Annotated in this window: 15 protein-coding genes and 2 pseudogenes; 15 read left to right on the top strand and 2 right to left on the bottom strand. The window is 70.5% G+C overall.

Annotated elements, in window-relative coordinates; genetic code table 11:
* Positions 1–600 precede the first annotated feature (600 nt).
* The 11 genes and pseudogenes from essC to AC1VL8_RS06070 form a co-directional block, all read left to right on the top strand.
* Positions 601–2,493: pseudogene (essC, locus tag AC1VL8_RS06020) on the top strand (type VII secretion protein EssC); the annotation flags it as partial.
* Between the two features lie 490 nt (positions 2,494–2,983).
* Positions 2,984–4,498 carry an FtsK/SpoIIIE domain-containing protein gene (locus AC1VL8_RS06025; RefSeq protein WP_483074534.1) on the top strand — a complete coding sequence of 505 codons (1,515 nt, stop codon included), beginning with the start codon at positions 2,984–2,986 and terminating at the stop codon, positions 4,496–4,498.
* 80 nt (positions 4,499–4,578) lie between these two features.
* On the top strand, positions 4,579–4,869 hold the full coding sequence (locus AC1VL8_RS06030) for a WXG100 family type VII secretion target (RefSeq protein WP_389233589.1): 291 nt from the start codon (positions 4,579–4,581) through the stop codon (positions 4,867–4,869).
* Positions 4,870–5,133: 264 nt separating this feature from the next.
* A complete protein-coding gene (locus tag AC1VL8_RS06035) occupies positions 5,134–5,274 on the top strand; it encodes a hypothetical protein (RefSeq protein WP_483074535.1) in 141 nt (46 codons plus the stop codon).
* Positions 5,275–5,357: 83 nt separating this feature from the next.
* On the top strand, positions 5,358–7,541 hold the full coding sequence (locus AC1VL8_RS06040) for a hypothetical protein (protein ID WP_483074536.1): 2,184 nt from the start codon (positions 5,358–5,360) through the stop codon (positions 7,539–7,541).
* Positions 7,542–7,630: 89 nt separating this feature from the next.
* Positions 7,631–8,386, top strand: a complete 756-nt coding sequence (locus tag AC1VL8_RS06045) for a hypothetical protein (RefSeq protein WP_483074537.1) — start codon at positions 7,631–7,633, stop codon at positions 8,384–8,386.
* Between the two features lie 287 nt (positions 8,387–8,673).
* Complete coding sequence (locus AC1VL8_RS06050) at positions 8,674–10,809, top strand: hypothetical protein (RefSeq protein ID WP_483074538.1); 2,136 nt, start codon at positions 8,674–8,676, stop codon at positions 10,807–10,809.
* A 379-nt stretch (positions 10,810–11,188) separates the two neighbouring features.
* Complete coding sequence (locus AC1VL8_RS06055; RefSeq protein ID WP_483074539.1) at positions 11,189–11,815, top strand: hypothetical protein; 627 nt, start codon at positions 11,189–11,191, stop codon at positions 11,813–11,815.
* Between the two features lie 409 nt (positions 11,816–12,224).
* A complete protein-coding gene (locus AC1VL8_RS06060; protein WP_483074540.1) occupies positions 12,225–13,262 on the top strand; it encodes a hypothetical protein in 1,038 nt (345 codons plus the stop codon).
* Positions 13,263–13,368: 106 nt separating this feature from the next.
* Complete coding sequence (locus tag AC1VL8_RS06065) at positions 13,369–15,444, top strand: hypothetical protein (RefSeq protein WP_483074541.1); 2,076 nt, start codon at positions 13,369–13,371, stop codon at positions 15,442–15,444.
* Positions 15,445–15,503: 59 nt separating this feature from the next.
* Positions 15,504–15,806 (top strand): hypothetical protein, encoded by a 303-nt coding sequence (locus tag AC1VL8_RS06070; protein WP_483074542.1) that lies wholly within the window; start codon positions 15,504–15,506, stop codon positions 15,804–15,806.
* Positions 15,807–15,855: 49 nt separating this feature from the next.
* On the opposite strand, the gene AC1VL8_RS06075 is transcribed toward AC1VL8_RS06070, so the two are convergent.
* Positions 15,856–16,620, bottom strand: a complete 765-nt coding sequence (locus AC1VL8_RS06075; RefSeq protein WP_483074543.1) for an ABC transporter ATP-binding protein — start codon at positions 16,618–16,620, stop codon at positions 15,856–15,858.
* A 150-nt stretch (positions 16,621–16,770) separates the two neighbouring features.
* A complete protein-coding gene (locus AC1VL8_RS06080) occupies positions 16,771–18,225 on the bottom strand; it encodes a sugar porter family MFS transporter (RefSeq protein ID WP_483074544.1) in 1,455 nt (484 codons plus the stop codon).
* 253 nt (positions 18,226–18,478) lie between these two features.
* Here AC1VL8_RS06080 and AC1VL8_RS06085 point away from each other — a divergent pair, with 253 nt between their 5' ends.
* The 4 genes and pseudogenes from AC1VL8_RS06085 (at position 18,479) to AC1VL8_RS06100 (ending at position 21,605) form a co-directional block, all read left to right on the top strand.
* Positions 18,479–19,084 carry a hypothetical protein gene (locus AC1VL8_RS06085; RefSeq protein WP_389234058.1) on the top strand — a complete coding sequence of 202 codons (606 nt, stop codon included), beginning with the start codon at positions 18,479–18,481 and terminating at the stop codon, positions 19,082–19,084.
* A 344-nt stretch (positions 19,085–19,428) separates the two neighbouring features.
* A complete protein-coding gene (locus AC1VL8_RS06090) occupies positions 19,429–20,049 on the top strand; it encodes a DUF47 domain-containing protein (RefSeq protein ID WP_389233561.1) in 621 nt (206 codons plus the stop codon).
* Positions 20,050–20,055: 6 nt separating this feature from the next.
* A pseudogene (locus AC1VL8_RS06095) lies at positions 20,056–21,058 on the top strand (inorganic phosphate transporter).
* Between the two features lie 52 nt (positions 21,059–21,110).
* The gene (locus AC1VL8_RS06100; RefSeq protein WP_483074545.1) at positions 21,111–21,605 is read left to right on the top strand and encodes a septum formation family protein; all 495 of its coding nucleotides are present in this window, start codon (positions 21,111–21,113) and stop codon (positions 21,603–21,605) included.
* Positions 21,606–21,610 lie beyond the last annotated feature (5 nt).

Consider the following 21,610-nt stretch of genomic DNA (forward strand, 5'->3'; position numbering starts at 1 on the left):
GGTCGGGTGGCGGTGGTCGTCGTCGACGGGGTCCGGTTCCGTCGGGCCGTCGGGGACGGCGCGTCGCTCACCCTCGGGCACGCGGCGGGCTGCGACGTGCACCTGCCCCCGGCGCTCGACGTGCCGCCGGTGGTCGTCGGGCTCCACGACGGGACCGTCACGCTGACGGCCGGCGACGTCGAGGCGCACGGCCCCGCGTCGGCCACCACCGTCCTCGACGTCCCCGCCGGTCGGGTCGAGGCGCGCGTCGTGGCGGCGTCCGGGCGCACGGTCTACGACCTGCGCGGGGTCGACGAGCTCGTCGTCGGCGTCTGGCCCGGCGCGTCGCTGACCGTCGCCGACCCCGAGCACGCGGTGACCGCCCGGCGGCGCGGCGACGGGCGCTGGGACGTGTCCGTCCTCGGGGACGACGTGTTCGTCGACAACGTCCGGGCGTCCCGCGGTCGCGTCGTGCTGCACGACGGCGACCACCTCGGGCTCGGCGGCCACGACCTGGTGCTCCTCGACGGCGAGCTGCACGTCGACGACGGCGCCGTGGTCGGCGCCCGGCTGCCGCGGCGGGCGTCCTCGGACCGCACCCCGCCGCCGGGCTACCCGGAGGTGCGCCGGTCCCCGCGCCTCGTGCACCGGCCGCCCGAGGGCGCGCTGACGGTCGGGGCCGTCCCGGCGGACGGGGCGAAGCGCACCGGTCAGCTCGCCAAGCTCGTCGTCCCGCCGCTGGTGATGCTCGCGGTCACCGGCGCGATGGCCCTGGTCAACGGGAACGCCCTCATGGTCCTCACCTCCGCCGCCACCTCGGTGGTGACGCTCGGGTTCTCCGTGCACGGGTACCGCAAGGACCGTCGCACCCAGCACCGCGAGCGAGCCGAGGCGGAGGAGACCTACCGGGCGCACCTCGACACGCGTGCCGCGGAGGTGTGCGCAGCCGCCGACGCCCAGCGCCGCGGCGCGCTGTACCACCACCCGGCGCTCGCGTCGCTGGTCGAGCTCGCGGACGCGCACAGCCCCCGGGTGTTCGAGAAGGCGCCCCAGCACCACGACTTCCTGCACTACCGGCTGGGGCTGGGGACCGTGCCCGCGTCGGTCCGGGTCCAGCACGCCGACCCCGACGGGGTTCCCGACGGCACCGAGCTCGACGCCCTGTCCCGCGAGCTGTGCGCCGGTGCGGACGCGCTCGAGCAGATGCCGGTCGGCGCCGACCTCGTGCACGGCCCCGTCGGCTACGTCGGCCCGCGCCGGCTCGTCGTCGAGCAGCTCCAGCTCCTGGTCAACCAGCTGGCGTTCTTCCACAGCTACCACGACGTCCAGCTCGTGGTCGTGCTGCCCGAGCAGGAGCTCGTCGACTGGGCGTGGATGCGCTGGTTCCGGCACGCGGCGCTCCGGGACGTGAACCTGCGCGGGCTCGTGCACGACCAGCGGTCGCGTGACCAGGTGCTGTCGACCCTCAACCAGGTCCTGAAGGCCCGGCGCACCGCGCGCGCCGAGGTCCGCGGTGGGCAGAGCACGACCTTCACCCCGCACTACGTCGTGCTGATCCTCGACGAGACGCTGGTGCTCGACCACGTCGTGATGGAGTTCCTGCGCGGCGACCCCACCGACCTCGGGTGCAGCGTCGTGGTCGTCCAGGAGACGATGTCCAGCCTGTCCGACGCGGTGACGACGGTCGTCGACATCCGGGACCGCGACACCGGCGTGCTGGTCCTGGAGCGCGGCGAGCTCGTGAACAGGCCGTTCGCGCTCGACCACGTGCCCGACGGCCTCGACCTCGAGCGGCTGCCGCGCACCGTCGGGGCGCTGGTGCACCTGCAGGACCTGCGCAGCAGCATCCCGGAGTCGGTGACGTTCCTGGAGATGTACGGCGTCGAGCGCGTCGAGGAGCTCGGCGTCGCGGCGCGGTGGGCCGCGAACTCCCCGCACCGGACGCTGGGCGTGCCGCTCGGGCTGCGCGGCCCCGACGACGTCGTGAGGCTCGACCTGCACGAGAAGGCCCACGGTCCGCACGGCCTGGTCGCGGGGACCACCGGGTCGGGCAAGTCCGAGATCGTGCAGAGCTACATCCTGAGCCTCGCGGTGAACTTCCACCCGCACGACGTCGCGTTCCTGCTCATCGACTACAAGGGCGGGGGCATGGCGAACCTGTTCGCCGACCTGCCGCACCTGCTCGGCACCATCACGAATCTCGACGGCGCGCAGAGCATGCGCGCGCTGGTGTCCATCAACGCCGAGCTCAAGCGCCGGCAGCGCGCGTTCTCCGAGCACGGCGTGAACCACATCAACCAGTACCAGAAGCTCGTGAAGAGCGGCGACGCGGCCGAGCCGATGCCGCACCTGTTCCTCATCTCCGACGAGTTCGCGGAGCTGAAGTCCGAGCAGCCCGAGTTCATGGACGAGCTGATCTCCACGGCCCGCATCGGCAGGTCCCTCGGGATCCACCTGATCCTCGCGACCCAGAAGCCGTCCGGCGTCGTCAACGACCAGATCTGGTCGAACTCGAAGTTCAAGCTTCGCGCTCAAGGTCGCGGACCGCTCGGACTCGATGGAGATCATCAAGACCCCCGACGCCGCGGAGATCACCCTGCCCGGGCGCGCGTACCTGCAGGTCGGCAACAACGAGATCTACGAGCTGTTCCAGAGCGCGTGGAGCGGCGCGGACTACCGCCCCGACCGCGAGGACGACCCGACCGAGGACCTCGCGGTCTACGCGATCAACGACCTCGGGCAGTACGAGATCCTCACCCAGGACCTGTCGGGCCTCGACGGGACCGAGGACCTGCGGCAGGCACCGACCGAGCTCGAGGCGGTCGTCGCCGAGGTCGGGCGGGCCGCCGTCGCCGGTGGGGTCGCGGCGCTGCCCCGGCCCTGGCTGCCGCCGCTGCCGGAGCGAATCTGCGTGACCGACCTGCACGACGTGGACCCCGCCGTCGCCTGGGCGGAACCGAAGGCGCCGCTGCGGCCCGTGATCGGGACCGTGGACATCCCGTCGATGCAGGCCCAGGAGACGCTGCGGCTGGACCTGACCGGCGACGGGCACGTGGCGGTGTTCGCCAGCCCCGGGTACGGCAAGTCCACGTTCCTGCAGACCCTCGTGATGGACCTCGCCCGGACCCACAGCCCCGAGCACCTGCACGTGTACCTGCTGGACTTCGGGACGAACGGGCTGCTGCCGCTGCGCGGGCTGCCGCACGTGGCGGACACGGTCACGCTGGACGACACGCAGAAGACGCGGAAGCTCGTCGAGCGCATCGAGGTCGAGATCAAGCGCCGCAAGCAGCTGCTCAGCGGGTACTCCGTCGCGAACCTCTCCATGTACGAGCGCGCCTCCGGTGAGGCGCTGCCGCACGTGCTTCTGGTGGTGGACGGGGTCGAGGCGCTGAAGGGCGAGGCGAGCGAAGAGGTCCTCACCACCCTCATGTACGGGGTCGCGCGCGAGGGCGCCGGGCTCGGGATGCACCTCGCCCTGTCGACGGGGCGCCAGACGACCCTGCGTGGCAATGTCGCGGCGAACATCAAGACCCAGCTCGCGCTCAAGATGAACGACGACGTCGAACCGGTCTCGATCGTGGGGCGGACCACGCTGCGGGTCGACGACCTGCCCGGCCGCGGACTGGTCCACCACGGGCAGCCCGAGCTCTTCCAGGCGGCCCTGCCCACCCCCGGTGCGGACATGCTGGAGATCGTCGACGCGATCCGAGCCGAGGCTGCGGGCATGGACGCCCGGTGGCAGGGGGCCCGGCCCGAGCACATCCCGGTGATCCCGGAGACGCTGGAGCTGGACGATCTGCTGGCACGGCCCGGGACGGCCCGACTCGTCGCCGAGGGCACGGTCCCGGTCGGGTTGGACCTGGACTCCGTCGAGCCGACCGGCCTGGCCGTGAGCAGACAGCGTCGGGTGCTCGTCCTGGCCGAGGACGGCGAGTCCGTGGGTGCGCGCATCGCCCTGCTCTGGCGCGCTGGATCGCGCGCGTTCGCTGCGGGGGCGTTCGTGATCGACGACGACGACGGGAACCTCCGCGCCCTCGTGCGGGAGACGCGAGGCGGCGCGACGACGGTGCACGACACCCTCGACGAGGCGATCGCCGAGCTCGACCTGCGCGGGCAGGCGTACGAAGCCGCCCGGGCCGCCGCCGACCCGCCCTCGGCCGCGGAGTTCGGGCGGTCGCTCGACCGCGCGCTCGTGATCGTCGGTGACGTCTCCTCCGTCGCCACGCAGCTCGGTGAGCAGCGTGCCGCCGGCCTGCTGCGGCTGATCTCCGACGGGCCCCAGCTCGGGATGCCCGTCCTGCTCGGTGGCCGGCTCGGTGCGGCGGGCAAGGGCCCGGGCGACCTCGCCAAGGCCACCAAGGACGTGACCGCGGGCGTCGTGGTCGGCCGCATCGCCGACCAGTCCGTCCTGCGTGCTTCCAACCTCCCGTACAAGGAGCCGTTGCTGGGGCCGGACGGGGCGTGGGTGGTCGCCGACGGGAAGGCGGTGTCGGTGAAGATCCCCGCGCCGTCCTGAGCACACCAGATGTGGGGCCCGCTCGGGCCTCGACCCGATGTCCCCGGAACCGGGGGCTACCGAATGGATGGAGAGAGTTCATGGCCACGATCAAGCTCACCCCGGACGAGCTGCGCACGTCCGCCCAGAAGTACACGACCGGCTCCGAGCAGATCGACGAGATCCTCTCGAGCCTCACGGCGGAGCAGGGCGTCATCGCCGACAACTGGGAGGGCACCGCGTTCGACAGCTTCGAGGAGCAGTTCAACGAGCTGTCCCCGAAGATCCGCGACTTCGCGGAGCTGCTGCAGTCGATCAACCAGCAGCTCAACAAGGTCGCCCAGATCATCGAGCAGACCGACGCGGACATCGCGTCCCAGATCCGGAGCTGACCCCACGGTGCCGACGACCCGGGGCGTCCGCGCCCTTCGTCGTCGGCACCGTGACCGGCTCGGCAGTGCAGGCGACCACGGTGGAGGTACGAGAACGATGACGGAGAACGAGAGTCGACCGGCCGCAGGTGGGCAGGCGGGTGCGGCATGAGCGTCCTGGTGGATGTCGGTGCCGTGCAGGAGACCGGCGCGCGGTTGCGGTCGGCAGCCCCGGCGATCCCCGACCCTGTCGCAGGCCTGGGCGAGTCGTCGGGGAGTCCGGGCGTGGACGAGTCCGTTGACGACTTCGTCCGATCGACCGGGCACTGCCTGGTGGGTGCGGCGACCGCGGTGTACACCCTCGGTCAGGACGCCGTGAGCGCCGCGGCGGAGTTCGTCGCGGCGGACCGGCAGGTCGCGTCATGAGGTGGACCGCGGATGATCCCGGTGCGGGAGACGTGCAGGGTGTCAGGGCTGCCGGTCGGCGGTTGGACTCGGCGGTGCGCTCGTTGGCCGATGTGCACTTCGGGGTCCGGTCGGACTCCGGCACGTTGACCGCGGCGGCGTGGGAGGGCCAGGCGGGCGACGGGTGGCGCGAGCAGAGCGACGCGTGCGTGCGTGACCTGGGCGGGCTGATCGAGGCGCTCGCGGGGGGCAGCGGCGCGCTGACGGCGTACGCCAACGCGGTCGAGGGGATCGCCGAGGAGGTCGTGCTCGTACGGGCGCGGCGAGTCGCGGCGGGCGCCGATCTCGCGCGGGCGATGCAGCAGCTGGGGATGCCGACGACGCTGCCGAAGAACGGCGTGGCGACGCCTGCTGAGGTGGCGCGCCAGGAGCGGGTGCGTCGGCAGGCGCGCGACGTGGCGCAGGTCGCGGTGGATCAGGCGGACCGGGAGATGGCCGAGCTGGTCGATCGCCGGGTCGCTGCTGACAACACGGTGCAGGCGGCGTTGGGTGTGGTCGACGTCGCTGACTGGCGTGCGGTCGGTCGCGCGAGCGCCGCGGCGGGCCTGATGAGCCCGGACATGATCGGCGGCGACGCGACACGGGAGGTGCTGGTGTCGCTGGCGCTGGATGTGCTGGACGGGAACGCGTCGATGGCTGATCTGGCGCGGTTGTTGGCTGCGTGGGGTCGTGATGAGGAGGTGCTGAGCGGGTTCTTCTTGTCGTTGGGTGGGGGTCGCACGGTCGCGTTGGTGGAGGCGCTCTCTGACGACCTGCACACCTCTGCGATCGGCGAGAGTGCTGCCCGGATCTACGCCGAGAAGCTCGTTGGTGCGATGTCAGTGGCATCCGCCTCGTGGACCCGGCGACAGGCCGAGGAGTTCGTCGGGCAGATGGACCGGGGTGACCACCGATGGCAGGGCGCGCTGGGCTTGTTCTTCAGCTCGGCGCCGACAGCCCCGATGGGGGAGCAGTTCACGCTCGCAGCGGCGACATTCCTCGACTCCTACGAGCGGCTCGACCACTACAGCTACTCGTGGGAGCGCCGTGGCGGGCACGAGCTAGCAAACCTCCTGCATCCGGAACGACCCGGGCGTGGATCCGAGCCCATGTCGGGGGTTTTGGAGACCTTGGGGCGCTACCCGAAGGTGGCACTCGACTGGCTCATGGAAGGTGCTCGCGGATCGACCGTCCCGCGGATCGATTACTGGGTCGGTCAGCGTGATTGGCGGATCGACGGGTATCTCGGGGTCAGTGCATTGTGGTCCGGACTGCAACTGCATCCTGGTGGACCGCTGGACGTTGCTCACTACGACCCGACGGCGTGGCTGCATTTGGCCGCAGCAAACACCGCGTTCGGGCGCGGCCTCGCGAATAATCCCGAGTCGTTTACGGAGAGTCTCTCTGTTGAGGCTCACGTGCATCTCGCGACCGCGCTCGGGCGGTTGATGCCACAACTGGCCTACGGCATCGAACGCAACCCTGATGGCGGCGGTCTGGTCTTTTCTAACGAGATTTGGGTGTGGGGAGGCGGCGGTGAGATCGGCCGGAGTGAGCGGCCGATTCCGCACCTGGATCAGAAGACGATCGCTGGACTTTTCGCGCTGGCGTCCTCGTCTCAAGAGGGCGTGACCGTTCTTGCGGCGGCCGTGCGGCATACGCAACAGGCGCTCGTCCATGCCGCGTTGTCGACGCCCGGGTTCGATCCGGACTTGGCGCTGCGGCAAGTGTCCGACCTGCAGGCCGTCCTGGACGGGGCCCGCGTCGGGTCGATGGAGGGCATCCGCCGACGTGCCACCGAGAGTGTCACAGAGCTCGTCGATGGCGCGTTCGTCCTGATCGATCTAGTGCCGGTCCCGGGCAGTGGTACAGCTGCCGACTGGCTGGCCGGCAAAGCCGGGCCGGCGATAGGAGAAGAACTAGCTGGTTGGGTCGCGAAGACTGTTGTCAGTAGGACGACGGGCGCGGTGCGCTCGGGGGCGCATGATGCGATTGAGCAGTGGCTCACGGATGACGCAGTCCGTGACGCCTTGGAGGGGACGTGGCTAGGTGACGACGCGGCGCCGAGCTGGCCCGAGACGCGCGACTCCCTTCGCGCGCTACTAGATGAGTGGATCGTGGTCCTGGACGGCGTAGAGGCAAACGCTGCAGGTGAAGCGACTCGTCATGTCGATGTGGACTCAGGAACGCTCACGGGTTCCTATCAGGCGCTCTGGGATTTGGCCCGGTTGCAGGCGGAGGCCAAGTGACTGCCCCGCCGTTGTCCGGGAATATCTCGCGAACCCAGCTGGCGCAGTGGCAAGACCAATACCGGCGCCGTCGACGGCGCCGGTGGTGCGTGATCGGGGCACTGGTCGCAGTGGTGGCCGCGACTTGGAGCGGGATGCACCTGCGCGGGCGAGCGCAGCATGAGGCGGTGTCCCAGCCTGTTCGACAGGAGGCTCGTGCCGGAGATCCGTGGATCCCGGCGGTGGTGTGGCCACGAGGGCTGCCGGATCACGGCGTGTGGGCCGATGACCCGTGGGTCCGCGCGCTCCGGGAGTTCCACCTGGTGCATGCCGCGGCATTCAACAGCGGTCGGATCGATGGGCGCACGGATCTCCTACGGTTGGCCTCGCCCCGCCGGGTGATGGAGCAGCAACGCGGGCTGGAGAGTGCTTGGTGGAACGCGCATCGCGACGGCACCACGCCAGCGCTGTTCCCAGGCCCAGCGCCGTTCGAGGTTCTTGACGTCGTGACGGACGAGCAGGGGGACGAAGCCGACGTCCTGATCTGCATCGTCAGGGTCGATGGTGGAGCCCGGGCAGACGTCCCTGCGGATGTGCTCGGGCGCGTCGAGGGGTCTCGAAGGCTCTGGCGGATGGTGCGGGGCGCTGACGGGCACATCCGGAACGTGTTCGTCCAGGACGACCCTGCTCGCGGCGCCAGTGAGCAGACGTGCACGATCTCCGACGTCCACTACGGGATCTTCGATCCGCAGCCGGAGCCACTGGTCGAGCTGCCGCGCGATGTGGGGCTGGGGCCCGCCGGCGACGTCGAACTCCGGATCGGGGAAGCTCGAGACGCCCGAGGACGTGGCGCGGTACCTCGATGAGCTGATGAGTGAGGGCGACCGGCTCCGCGAGATGGCAGAGCGGGAGGCGCGGCGATGACCGGGAGGGCGGTGACGTGCGCCGAAGAGGGTGCGCGAGGGGGTGGCGGACCGGTGGGTGCGGCGACCGCGGTGTACACCCTCGGTCAGGACGCCATGAGCGCCGCGGCGGAGTTCGTCGCGGCGGACCGGCAGGTCGCGTCATGAGGTGGACCGCGGATGATCCCGGTGCGGGAGACCTGCAGGGTGTCAGGGCTGCCGGTCGGCGGTTGGACTCGGCGGTGCGCTCGTTGGCCGATGTGCACTTCGGGGTCCGGTCGGACTCCGGCACGTTGACCGCGGCGGCGTGGGAGGGCCAGGCGGGCGACGGGTGGCGCGAGCAGAGCGACGCGTGCGTGCGTGACCTGGGCGGGCTGATCGAGGCGCTCGCGGAGGGCAGCAGCGCGCTGACGGCGTACGCCAACGCGGTCGAGGGGATCGCCGAGGAGGTCGTGCTCGTACGGGCGCGGCGGATCGCCGCGGGCGCCGATCTCGCGCGGGCGATGCAGCAGCTGGGGATGCCGACGACGCTGCCGAAGAACGGCGTGGCGACGCCCGCTGAGGTGGCGCGCCAGGAGCGGGTGCGTCGGCAGGCGCGCGACGTGGCGCAGGTCGCGGTGGATCAGGCAGACCGGGAGATGGCCGAGCTGGTCGATCGCCGGGTTGCTGCTGACAGCACGGTGCAGGCGGCGTTGGGTGTGGTCGACGTCGCTGACTGGCGTGCGGTCGGTCGCGCGAGCGCCGCGGCGGGCCTGATGAGCCCGGACATGATCGGCGGCGACGCGACACGGGAGGTGCTGGTGTCGCTGGCGCTGGATGTGCTGGACGGGAACGCGTCGATGGCTGATCTGGCGCGGTTGTTGGCTGCGTGGGGTCGTGATGAGGAGGTGCTGAGCGGGTTCTTCTTGTCGTTGGGTGGGGGTCGCACGGTCGCGTTGGTGGAGGTGCTGGCTGGTCGGGTCTACCGGGGTGAGGGGACTGAGGTCGAGGCGCGTGCGCAGGCGTTGGCGTTGGTGTCGGCGTTGTCGGTGGGGTCGGCGTGGTGGTCGTCGGGGCAGGCGGCTCGGTTCGTGGAGGAGATGACCGAGCACGGGCGGTGGCCGGGGGCGGTGGGGTTCTTGTTCGGGTCGGCGCAGACGGCGCCGATGGGGGCGAGCTTCACGGTGGCGATGGCGAACCAGATCGACACGTTCGAGCGGGTCAACGGCTCGCCCGCCTACTGGGAGCCGTCCGACGGGCACGTGCTCGCGAACCTGCTGTTCCCCGACCGGGCGGGGCGAGGGACCGACCCGATGTCGGGAGTGCTGGAGACGCTCGGGAAATACCCAGGGGCCGCGCTGGACTGGTTGCTGGAGGGCGCGACCGAGACGAACGTTCCGCGGGTTTCCTATTGGGTCGGTGAGCGGGAGTGGCGGGCGGACGGGCACCTCGGAATCGCCGCGTTGTGGTCAGGACTTCAGGTGCAGCCGGGCGGGCCGCTGGATGCGACGCAGTACGACCCGGAAATATGGCGACGGCTCGCCGGTGCCAATACGGCTTTCGCTGCGGCGCTGCTCGCGAATCCGGCGGTACTGCCTGAAAGTCTGTCCGTTGAGGCGCAGGTTCACCTCGCTGCCGCCCTGGGTCAGATGTTGCCTTTGCTCGCATACTGCCTGGAGAGTGACCCAAAGATGTACGTGGATGAGAGTGGCGTCCTCGCCGGGATAGTTCGCGACGAGCGCATCTTCATCCGCGATGGAGCAGTTTCCCGGTACGAGGCGCGCGCACTCCCGTTGTTGGACCGTGAGAGCATCGGAAAGCTATTTGGTCTGGCCGGATCGACGAGTGAGGGTCGCGAAGTCCTACGCCAAGGCGTGCTTCACGCGCAGAACGGTCTGGTTGCTTCGGTTCTCCCCGGTGCCAGTCCCGATGTCGATTCGGCGCTTCTTCGCGTGGGCGCGCTCCAGGCGGTTCTGGACGGAGCCCTCGTGGGGTCAGTCGAAGGAATCGCCGATCGCGCCGCCGAGCGAGTGCGCCAGCTGGTGACAACGGCCTTCTACCTCATCGATCTTGCTCCAGTCCCGGGGTCGGGGATTGTCGCCGACCAGGTCGGAAGGCTCATCAATGACGCGCTGAGTGATGAGATCGCGGCGATGGCCAGCAGTGCAGCGGCGGAGGCGGCCTCTCGAGCAACCTGGGCGGGTGCGAGCGCGAGCGTCGGGAATGCCAGCAGCGGCACGCGAGATTCGCTGGTTGATTCGCTGAGGCCGTGGATCGATCGAATCGACGTATCCCGTTCTGCTCTTTTGGCACAAAAGGGCGGGGATGTCGAGTTGTACCTCGAGTCCCTGACCGGAAACTACGACAGCATCGTGAAGGAGGCGAGGGATGAGGCAGGGGATGTGTGACTCTGATCAGTTAGCTTCCGACGCTGGCGGATGCCGTGTCGACCTTATGATGCGCGGTGTTCGGTGATGAGGCGGTCCGATGATCGAGACGTCTGACGTTCCGGAGTCTGGGTCGCGGCCAGAGTTGTCGCTGTCGGAGAGGCGCCGCGAATACGAGTCCAATCGTCGTCGCCTTTGGTGGCGGGCCGGCGCATTGGTCGGAGTCGTCTCAGTGGCTGCCGGAGCGGTGTCGGGGGTCGCAGAGTTGCGTGCCCGCGCCGCACACGATGCGGTGTCGCAGTTGGTGCGTCAGGAGGCTCGAATGGGGGACCCGGCCGTACCGGCGGTGGTCTGGCCGCGCGGACATCCCGATCATGGCCGGTGGGCTGACGACCCGTGGGTGCGGGTGCTTCGGGAGTTTCACCTGCTTGAGGCGGCGGCGTTCAACAGTGGCCGGATCGAGGGACGCGCCGATTTGCTGCGTCTGGCTGAGCCGGATCGCGTTGATCAGGGACAGGACTTTCTGCGGGACGCGTGGTCGAGGGTGTCCGAGTCTGACGACCCGCCGGTGTACTTCGGTCCGGCGCCGTTCGAGGTCCTGGATGTCAAGCCGAACGGGGAAGGGGACGGTGCCGAGGTGCTCGTGTGCATGTTCATCCCGCTCAGCGTGGACGAGGGGGACTCCCCCGACGAGGTGCTGGGCCGCACCGCGGGGTACCGCAGGGTGTGGCAGATGGTTCGTGGTCAGGACGGACTCATCCGGTACAGGACGCACCATCGCGACCCGGACCGCGAGTGGGGGGACCAGGGGTGCGAGATCTCGGACGTGCACTACGGAAGATTCGATCCGACGCCGACGAGGCTCGAGGAGCTTCCGACGGACGAAGGAGCGTGGCCGGCGGGGGTCGGTGCCGGGCTTCGCCTCAAGGACCTCGAAGACGCCGACGACGTGTCGGAGTACCTCGATGAACTCACGGGGACGTACGACCGGATCCGCGAGCAGGCAGAGCGAGGAGCCCGGCGGTGAGTCGACGCGTGCGCGGCGGCGAGACGGGTGGGCCGACATCGCTCGGCCCGCGTCAGCAAGCGCCGTATGTGGCGAGCGTGGCATCGGAGTACGACGGGATACAGCGTGAAGCGCGGTCGGAGGCTGCACGAGATGGTCGATGAGCGATGGGCCGGCGGAGGATCGACCGATGCGATCTCGCTCAGTGAGCGCATACTGCGGCTCGGCCGCGACCAGAAGCGCACGCGGCGCAGGTTGGTCCGCATCGCTGTGCTGTCGGTTGCTGTCGCGTGCGTGGTCGCGGTGTGCGGGGTGCTGGGCGGTCTCGCGGCCAGGGAACAGAGGAGCGAGGCGTGGGAAGCCGCGCATCAACCGACTCGGACGGCAGCCCGCCCCGGAGACCCGGCGATCCCGGCGATCGACTGGCCGAATGGAATACCGGACCACGGCGAGTGGAACGAGCACCCCGCGGTCCTCGCGGTCCGGGAGTTCGAGATGGTCGCTGCTGCGGCGCGGGCGGCCGGTGACGCGCGGGAGAAGCTCGGACCTCGCGCTCCTCGCCGCGCCGGACTTGGTGACGCTCCCGTGGTTCTACGCCGACGTGACCCGAGGCGGTTCACTGAGCGGCGGGGACGTCGGCTGGGTGGTCGACTACCCGGGGCCGCGGCCGTTCGAGGTGCTGTCGGTGGAAGACGGGGCCGACGGCCCGGTCGTCACAGCATGCACTCCTGAGGTGGTCGGACTTGGGGAGGCGAACTCCGCGGACGAGCGGATGCAGAACCGCTCCGGCCTCGTGTTCGCGTGGACGCTCGAGCGCGTCGGCGGACGATTGAGGGTCGCCGACATCAGCGCGTCCGTTCCGTGCACGATCGAGGACTTGCACTACGGGCTCTTCGCAACACCGGTGGAGCGTGACGCCGGATCGGGAGGCCTTGAGGGTCAACTCGGGTCACTCCAGGCTTTGTTGGACGGCGCGCTGAGTGGTGCTGCTCTCGGGATAGAACAGTGCACCGAGGAGCGATATCGGAAACTCGTGGATCTCGCGGTCGGCGTGACCGACATGGTGCCGCTCCCTGGGAGTGGAAAGGCGGCTGATGTGTTGTCGCACGCGGCCGCCGACGCAATATCCGAGGCGGCGCGCCGATGGGTCGAGCACGGTGTAGAGGAACTTGAGAACCTAGCCAGAGAGCGCATGCTCGAAGCGATCTCCCTGGCGACGTCTGGCGGCAGCTCTTCGGTCGGATCCGGAACGTGGGCGGCCACCCTCGACGCAGCTTCTGCGGGCGGAGGAGGAACCCGAGAGTCGCTCATCGAGTCTCTCAGTGTCTGGAACGGGCTGCTCGAGATGGCGAAGCCGGAGCGGCCGGCGCCCCTGGGTGGCGTTGATCAGTACCTCCTCACGATCACCAGCAACTACTCAAACATTTACGATTCGGCTGAGAGCGCGGCGGCAAATCATGCGAAGTGAATGGCGGGTGCGATGGGCGAGGCGGCGTAGGAGGCGCGCCGGTTCGAGTACCCGGAGGTCGACCGCCTTGCCCTGCCCGTCGCGCCGCGCATCGCCGGTCGCCTTGGTGATCGCAGTCCTGATCGCTGGTTCGTGGTGGTGGGTCGACCAGGATCGACGTCAGTGGCACGCGGCTCACGCGATGGCAGTCGAGCCTCAGAGCGTGCGTCCGTCGATCCCGTCGATCGTGTGGCCAAAGGGTGTCCCGCACGATGGCAGGTGGGAAGGCGATAGATGGGTTCGAGCGCTACGCGATTTCGCAAAGATCCATTCCGTCGCTCTTTACTCTGGCCCCCTGGAGGAGAGTGATGAGCTGAAGCGGGCGGCTTCTCCCGAGCTGATCATCCGACTGCAGAACTTCGCGGCGTCGAATCTCCGCAGGGCTGAGCGCGGTGACGAGCCCGGGCTCGTGGCGTTCTACCCCGGCCCGATGCCGTTCGAGGTCAGGAAAGTCGAGGTTAACGACGCAGAAACGACAGCGGTCGTCGAGACGTGTGCGCCAGAGGTCCTGGGATATGACCACCAGGAGGATCCGCGCGAGGTGATGGCCCGGGACTTCGGCATTGTGGTTCGTTGGGAGATGAGGCAAGTAGGCAGTCGCAATATTCAGGTCGCGGACGTCCGCTACGGAGCCCTGTGTGATATTGAAGATGTGCACTACGGAATTTTCGACCCGGAGCCGCAGCAGGCATTGCCGACACGGCCGCCGCACGCAACCGACCCACCTGGCCAGCAATCGGACGTCGCGCGGCCCTTCCCGGACCTGGGCCCCAACGACGTGACCGCGTTTGACGACGGTGTGCTCGACGATGTGGACACGGATCCGATCGCCGAGCTCACGCGACAGGTTGACCTGGACGCCGAGGCCAGCAGTGCAGCGGCGGAGGCGGCCCCTCGGGCAACCTGTGCGGGTGCGAGCGCAAGCATCGGGAATGCCAGCAGCGGCACGCGAGATTCGCTGGTTGATTCGCTGAGGCCGTGGATCGATCGAATCGACGTATCCCATTCGTCTCTCGTGGAGGGCACGTGGCTCGGTCGCGCCGAGCCGCCGGAATGGGAGGAGACGCGCGCAGATCTCATGGCATTCCTGGACGAGTGGATCCTGGTGCTCGACGATGCGGACACGGGACCGGTCACCGAGCTCACGCGTCATGTGGACCAGGACGCCGAGACGCTGACGGCCAGCTACGAGGGGCTGTGGAAACTGGCTCGGACGGCGGCGAGCTCGATGAGATGGCGAGCTTCGGAGACCGATGTCACCCCAACAGCATCCGGCTATTCACTCGCCGAACGACGCCGTGCGCACGAACGTCGTCGACGCGCTCGCTGGCTGGCGCTGGGGGCCGTGGCTGGCGCGGCTGCGGTGGCGCTGGGCGTGATGCAGTTCCGCGAACATGTCGCGCACGAGGCGTTGTCGGCGCCGGTACGACAGGAGCCGCGCGAGGGTGATCCGCAGGTTCCGGCGGTGGTCTGGCCTCGTGGTCTGCCGGACCACGGGGCGTGGGCCGACGACCCCTGGGTGGACGCGCTGCGTGAGTACCACCTGGTCTTCCCCGCGGCGTGGAACAGCGGTGTAGTCGCTGGGCGACGAGATCTGCTGCGGGCGGCGGTGCCAGACATCGTGGACCAGGCGCAGGGGAGCCTCGACATGTACTCGCGGGCGACGTGGTCCGGTGATGACATTCCGGTGTATTTCGGACCGATTCCCTTCGAGGTGCTCGAGGTAGACGTGAACGACGACGGGATGCGTGCCGCGTTGCTGGTGTGCTCGTTCGATTCCAGCAGCACTGACGAGAGTGACGACGCGGAGTCCATTCAAGGACGGGTCCAAGGGGAGTTGGCCGACTGGCGGATGGTTCGAGGCGAGGACGGCCGGATCCGCGTGTGGGGTTCGTACGGGAAGGGACGAACTGCGGATCAGCGAGCCTGCACGATCTCGGACCCGCACTACGGCCTGTTCGACCCGGTGCCCACCCGGCTGATCGCGCCTCTGCCCGACGTCTGGTCGCTGGAGGCCGAGGCAGAGCCCGGCCTCCGGCTGGAGGACATCGAGGACGAGGCCGACCGGCAGGAGTACCTGGACTCGCTCCTGGAGCGGTACGACGCGCTGCGGGAGCTGACTCAGCGGGAGGCGCGTCGGTGAGTCCACCGCTCTCAGGACGCCGCGACGAGGCAGAACGACACGAGAGGCCGGAGCCCTCGTTGAGCTGGGTCACGCGCGCAGGCCTGGCGTCGTCGCGCGCGTTGGCGATCGCGGCGCTGGTGGTCGCGGTGTGCGGCCTGGTCCTGGGCGACACCGGCCTGCGGATGTTCGTCGCGGGTCCGGTCTCGGTGATTCTCGCCCTGCCGGCGCTCGCACTGGCGGTCCGGGCCCATCGGCGACTCGCGGATGAGCGGACGCGGTCGTTGCGCGCGCTGGCGATCGGCGCGTCGGTCGCGGCCGCGGTCGCGGTGGCTCCGCTCGTCGTCTGGGTCGTCGTGGTGTCGACGGTCGGAGCGGTGTGACGCGGCCTCGGGGTCAGGGACTCGGTGCCGACCCCGACGACGACCCGCCCTACCGGAACGCCCCCACCGCCTCCGGGTACGCCTCAGCGATCCCCCGCGTGTCCTCGTGCTGCGGGTCGGTGAGCAGCTGCCGCAGCGTCCCGGTCTCGACGACCCGCCCCTCGGCGAGGACGTGCACGGTCGCGGCGAGCCGGTCGACCATCCGCAGGTCGTGGGACACGACGAGCAGCCCGACGCCGGAGTCCGCGAGGGACACGAGGGTGTCGGCGACGGCGTCGCGCAGCGCGGGGTCGAGGGCGGTGGCGGGTTCGTCGAGCACGAGGATCTCGGGCCGGGTGGCGAGGGCGTCGGCGAGGACGACGCGCTGGCGCTCGCCGCCGGACAGCGAGTACAGGGTGCGGTCGAGGTAGCGGGGCTCGAGGCCGACGCGGGCGAGGACGTCGGCGGGCTCCTGGCCGGTCGCGCGGCCGGCCTTGCGGGCGTCGTTGAGGGTGCCGGTGAGGAGCTTGGCGACGGTGGCGCGGGGGTCGGCGCCGGACAGGCCCTCCTGGTGCACGGCGCGGACCGCGGACCGGAACGCCTTGGTCTCCTTGCGCGACAGCTTGGTCACGGGGCGGGCGCCGTAGGTGGCGCGGCCCTGGGTGGCCTTGTGCCGGCCGAGCAGCACCTGGACGAGCGTGGACTTCCCGGCGCCGGAGCGGCCGATGACGCCGACGGTCTCGCCGGGGGTGACGGTCAGGCTGGCGCCGGCGAGGACGGGCTGGCCGCCGTAGCCCGCCCAGACGTCCTGGGCGGTGAGCGCGGTGCCGCTCATCGGCCGGCCTCCGCCCGGTGGTCGGTGTGCGCGTGCTGCTGGTGCGGCGTTCCCACGGTGCGTCCTCTCAGGGTGATGACCTCGGTCGCTGAACGGCCGAGCCCCCCGCGAAGTTTCCGCGAGGGGCTCGGTCCGGGGCAAGCCGGGTGGTCAGGCGCGGGCCTTGCGCTGCCGGGCGGGCGGCAGGTCCTCCATGTCCTCGAGCTCGACGCCCTTGGTCTCGGGGACCTTCCCGAGCACGAACACGAACGACAGGCCGGCGAAGATCGCGTACATCAGGTACGGGCCGGTGGCGCCGAACGCGTCGAGCATCGGCGGGAACGACACCGTGATGAGGAAGTTCGCGATCCACTGGGCGGCGGCGGCGACGCCGAGGGCGGCGGCGCGGATCCGGTTCGGGAACATCTCGCCGAGCAGCACCCACACCAGCGGGCCCCAGGAGGCGCCGAAGAACACGACGAACGCGTTGGCGGCGACGAGCGCGATCGGGCCCCACGGCGACGGCAGCGACACGTTGTCGCCGGAGCCGGTGGACTGCGTGAACGCCAGCGCCATGATCGCCAGCGAGATCGTCATGCCCGCGGAGCCGGTCAGCAGGATCGGACGGCGGCCGATCTTGTCGATCAGCGCGATGGCGATGAACGTGACCGCGACGTTGGTGACCGCGGTGATGGTGGAGACGAGGAACGACTGGCTCTCGTCGAACCCGACGGCCTGCCACAGCGTCGTCGAGTAGTAGAAGATCACGTTGATGCCGACGAACTGCTGGAAGACGGACAGCAGGATGCCGACCCACACGACGGGCAGCAGGCCGAACCGCGGGCCGCGCAGCGTGGCCTGGGCCTCGAGCTTCTTGTCCTTCTCGATGGTGCTCTCGATCTGGGCGACGCGGGCGCGGGCGTCCTCGTCGGGGCCGAGGACGCCGCGCAGGACGGCGACGGCATCGTCGTGGCGGCCCTTCGCGACCAGGTAGCGCGGCGACTCGGGGATCCGCAGCGCGAGGAAGCCGTAGACGGCCGCGGGGATCACGGCCACCAGGAACATCCACCGCCACGCCTCCCAGCCGAGCCACAGCTCCTCGGCGGCGCCGCCCGCGGACTCCGCGAGCAGCTGGTCGGACAGCAGGGCGGCGAAGATGCCGAGGGTGATCGCGAGCTGCTGGAGCGAGCCGAGGCGGCCGCGCAGGGCGGCGGGGGCGATCTCGGCGATGTACGCGGGGGCGATCACCGAGGCGATGCCGATGCCGACGCCGGCGAGGACGCGCCAGATGATGAGGTCCCAGGCGCTGAACGCGATCGCCGACAGGATCGACGACACGAAGAACAGCACCGAGCCGAGGAGCATCACCCTGGTGCGGCCCCAGTGGTCCGCGAGCTTGCCGCCGGCCCACGCGCCGAACGCGCAGCCCAGCAGGGCGACGGCGACCACGAGACCGGTCACCGTGGACGACAGCGCGAACTGGCCCTGGATCGCGTCGACGGCGCCGTTGATCACGGACGAGTCGAACCCGAACAGGAACCCGCCGACCGCGGCCGCGACGGCCAGGCCGATCGCCTTGTTGTGCGAGGGGTGCTTCCCCGTCGCCGCTGCTCTGCCTTCGGCCATGACCTGTCTCCTTGCTCCTGCTCCCAGACGCGGGGACGACCTAGCGAGCCGGGACACGTCGTCGGGTGCCGGTCGAAGGCGTACCCACCTTTCACCTGCCTGGCACCGGGCGCACGCGGAACGGGTCCGCGGGCGCGGTGCGCAGGGGAGCGTATGCCGGTTCACCGGCGCGCGCCCGCCGGGCACGGGGCGGACAATCGGGGGTGTGACGCACGACTCCGGATCCTCCCGTCCCCGCTTCCGCCGCCCCGCGATGCTCGACCCCCGCGACGCCGACGCCCTGCCGGGGGACATGGACCCGGCCCTGCGGTCGGAGGTGGCGCACACCACCGCCGCGGCGATCGTGCACGGCGGCCGGTCCCAGGGCGAGGAGGACCCGGCGCTGGTCGAGCGGCTGGTCGGGCTCGTGGAGACCGAGGGCCTGGACGTGGTGGCGGCGCTGTGGTCGGACAGCCCGGCGACGACCCTGCCGGGCACGCTGTGGCGGCTGTACGTGCTGCGGGAGTGGGTGCGCCGCGACCCGGCGACGCTGGCGGACCGGTACCGGCTGGGGCTGGAGGCGGCCCCGGTGCACCACGTGGTGGTGGGGGTGGTGAGCCCGCCCGGGCCGGAGGAGCTGCGGGTGCTCCTCGACCAGGTGCTGTCCGGCGTGTGGACGGGGGACCTGGCGGTGACGCTGGAGCGCGGTGCGGCGTTCTGCCGGGTGCTGGGGACGGGCGCCGCGTTCGACGCGGACCACCTCGACCACGTCACGGACGACTCGTCGGCCCGGTTGACCCGCAGCGCGGGCTCGCTGGTGCGGACGGCGGAGGAGCTCGAGCACGCGGCGGCGCTGTGGCGGGCCGGCTCGCTGGAGTGACGCCGTTCCCCCGGGTGGGCGTGGCGATCGTCACGCCGCCGCCCGGGACCTCCTGCCCAGGCGGGCGTACGATGGACGGCGACGTCGGGCCGCGGTAGCCCCGGGCTCCATCTTGAGCCGCTTCGAGCGGCCTCGCGCCGAGAGGCGCTCCCGGTCCGGCGTCGCCTCCGTCCCCCGGCCCCTCACCGTCGAGGGCGTGCCGGGGTCCCGCACCGCACCACGCTCACCTGTGCGACGCTGTGGGTTCACCGTGGGTTCACCTGCGGCCACCACCGGGGTTGTGAGTTCACCCGGCGTCTGCCCTAGCCTGAGCCTGACCGAGCCCTTCTCTAGCGGAGCCTCCCGTGCGCCTGCGCCTCACCCCGCGCGACACCTCGTTCTTCGACCTCCTCGCCGCCTCGGCGGCGCACCTCGTCACAGGCGCGAACCTGCTGGCCGAGCTGCTCGGAGCCGACCGCCCCGCCCGCAAGGCACTCGCGAAGCAGATCAACGAGGTCGAGCACCTCGCGGACGAGGCGACGCACACGATCATGCGGCGGCTGAACCAGACGTTCGTCACCCCGTTCGACCGGGACGACATCTACGGCCTGGCGTCGGCGCTCGACGACTGCATGGACTTCATGGAGGAGGCGGCCGACCTCATCGTGCTCTACAAGCTCGACGAGCTGCCGGCGCGGGTCTCGGACCAGGTCCAGGTGCTGCAGCGCTCCGCCGAGCTGACCGCCGAGGCGATGCCGCGGCTGCGCTCGATGGACTCGCTGTCGGAGTACTGGGTCGAGGTCAACCGCCTCGAGAACCAGGCCGACAAGTCGCACCGCAAGCTGCTCGCGCAGCTGTTCGACGAGATCACCGACCCCATCCAGCTGATGAAGCTGAAGGAGGTCGTCGAGAAGCTCGAGGACGCCGCCGACGCCTTCGAGAAGGTGGCGAACACCGTCGAGACCATCGCGCTCAAGGAGTCCTGAGCACCGGTGGAACTCGCTCTCGTCGTCGTCGTCGTCGCGTTCGCGCTCGGCTTCGACTACACCAACGGATTCCACGACGCGGCGAACGCCATCGCGACGTCGGTGTCGACGCGGGCGCTGACGCCCCGCGCGGCGCTGATCATGGCCGCCGTGTTCAACCTCGTGGGTGCGCTGCTCGGCACGCACGTCGCGACGACCATCGCGCACGACATCATCCAGATCAGCGACGTCGGGGCCCACGAGGGGCTCGTGATCGTGCTGTCCGCGCTAATCGGCGCGATCACCTGGAACCTCATCACCTGGTGGCTCGGGCTGCCCTCGTCGTCCACGCACGCCCTCATCGGCGGCCTGGCGGGCGTCGGCGTCGCGTCGAGCATCACCGTGCACTGGGACGCGATCCTCGAGAAGGTCGTCCTGCCGATGGTGATCTCGCCGCTGCTCGGCTTCGCGGCCGCGTTCGGCGTGATGGTCGGGGTGCTGTGGCTGGTGCGTCGCGCGTCGCCCGCGCCCGCGCAGCGGCGGTTCCGGATCGCGCAGACCGCCTCCGCGGCGGCGATGGCCCTCGGGCACGGATTGCAGGACGCGCAGAAGACGATGGGCGTGATCGTGCTGGCCCTGGTCGCGGGCGGGTTCCACGACGGGGACTCGATCCCGCTGTGGGTCAAGCTTCTCGGCGGCGGCGGCGATCTCGCTCGGCACGTACTCCGGCGGCTGGCGGATCATGCGCACGCTGGGGCGCAAGATCATCGAGCTGGACCCGGCGCGCGGTTTCGTGGCCGAGTCGGTGTCCGCGGTGGTCCTGTACGTGAACGCGTACTGGCTGCACGCGCCGGTGTCGACGACGCACACGATCACCTCGGCGATCATGGGCGTCGGCGCGACCAAGCGGCTGTCCGCGGTGCGCTGGGGCGTGGCGAAGAGCATCGGCCTCGCGTGGGTGCTGACCATCCCCGCGGCGGCGCTCGTCGGCGGCGGCGTGTACCTGGTGCTGCGGCTGTTCCTCGGCTGATCCGCGCGACCCGGTTGGACACTGTCCGGATTGTCCGGTTGGCTCGGACCCCGTGACCGTGAACCCCGCCGCCCGCCGCGTCGTCGTCCCCGTGGCCGCCGCGCTGCTCCTGCTCGGCGGGTGCACCGCGTCCGGGGCGGGCGAGCCGTCGACGCCGTCGGCCCCCGGTGCCGCGTCGGCCGCGGCGGCGTCCGCGGGCCCGGACCTGCGGATCGGCGACTGCCTCGACATGGGCGGCCTGCTGTCCGCGGCGGCCGACCCGGCGTCGCTCGTGACCGCGCGCTGCGACGAGCCGCACGACGCCGAGATCTACGCGGAGCAGAACGCGGCCGGCGCCGACCTCGACGGCCTGGAGGCGCAGGCGCAGCGGTTCTGCGCGGCGAAGTTCGAGGACTTCACCGGGTCGCCGTACGGCGAGACGACGCTCGAGGTGACGTACCTGCGGCCGACCGAGGAGTCCTGGGCCGCGGGCGACCGGTCCGTGCAGTGCATCGCGATGTCGGTCGACGGCCCGGTGGACGAGTCGTTCGCCGGCGGCGCGGGCTGACCCCG

The organism is Cellulomonas sp. KU4C (assembly GCF_056868065.1).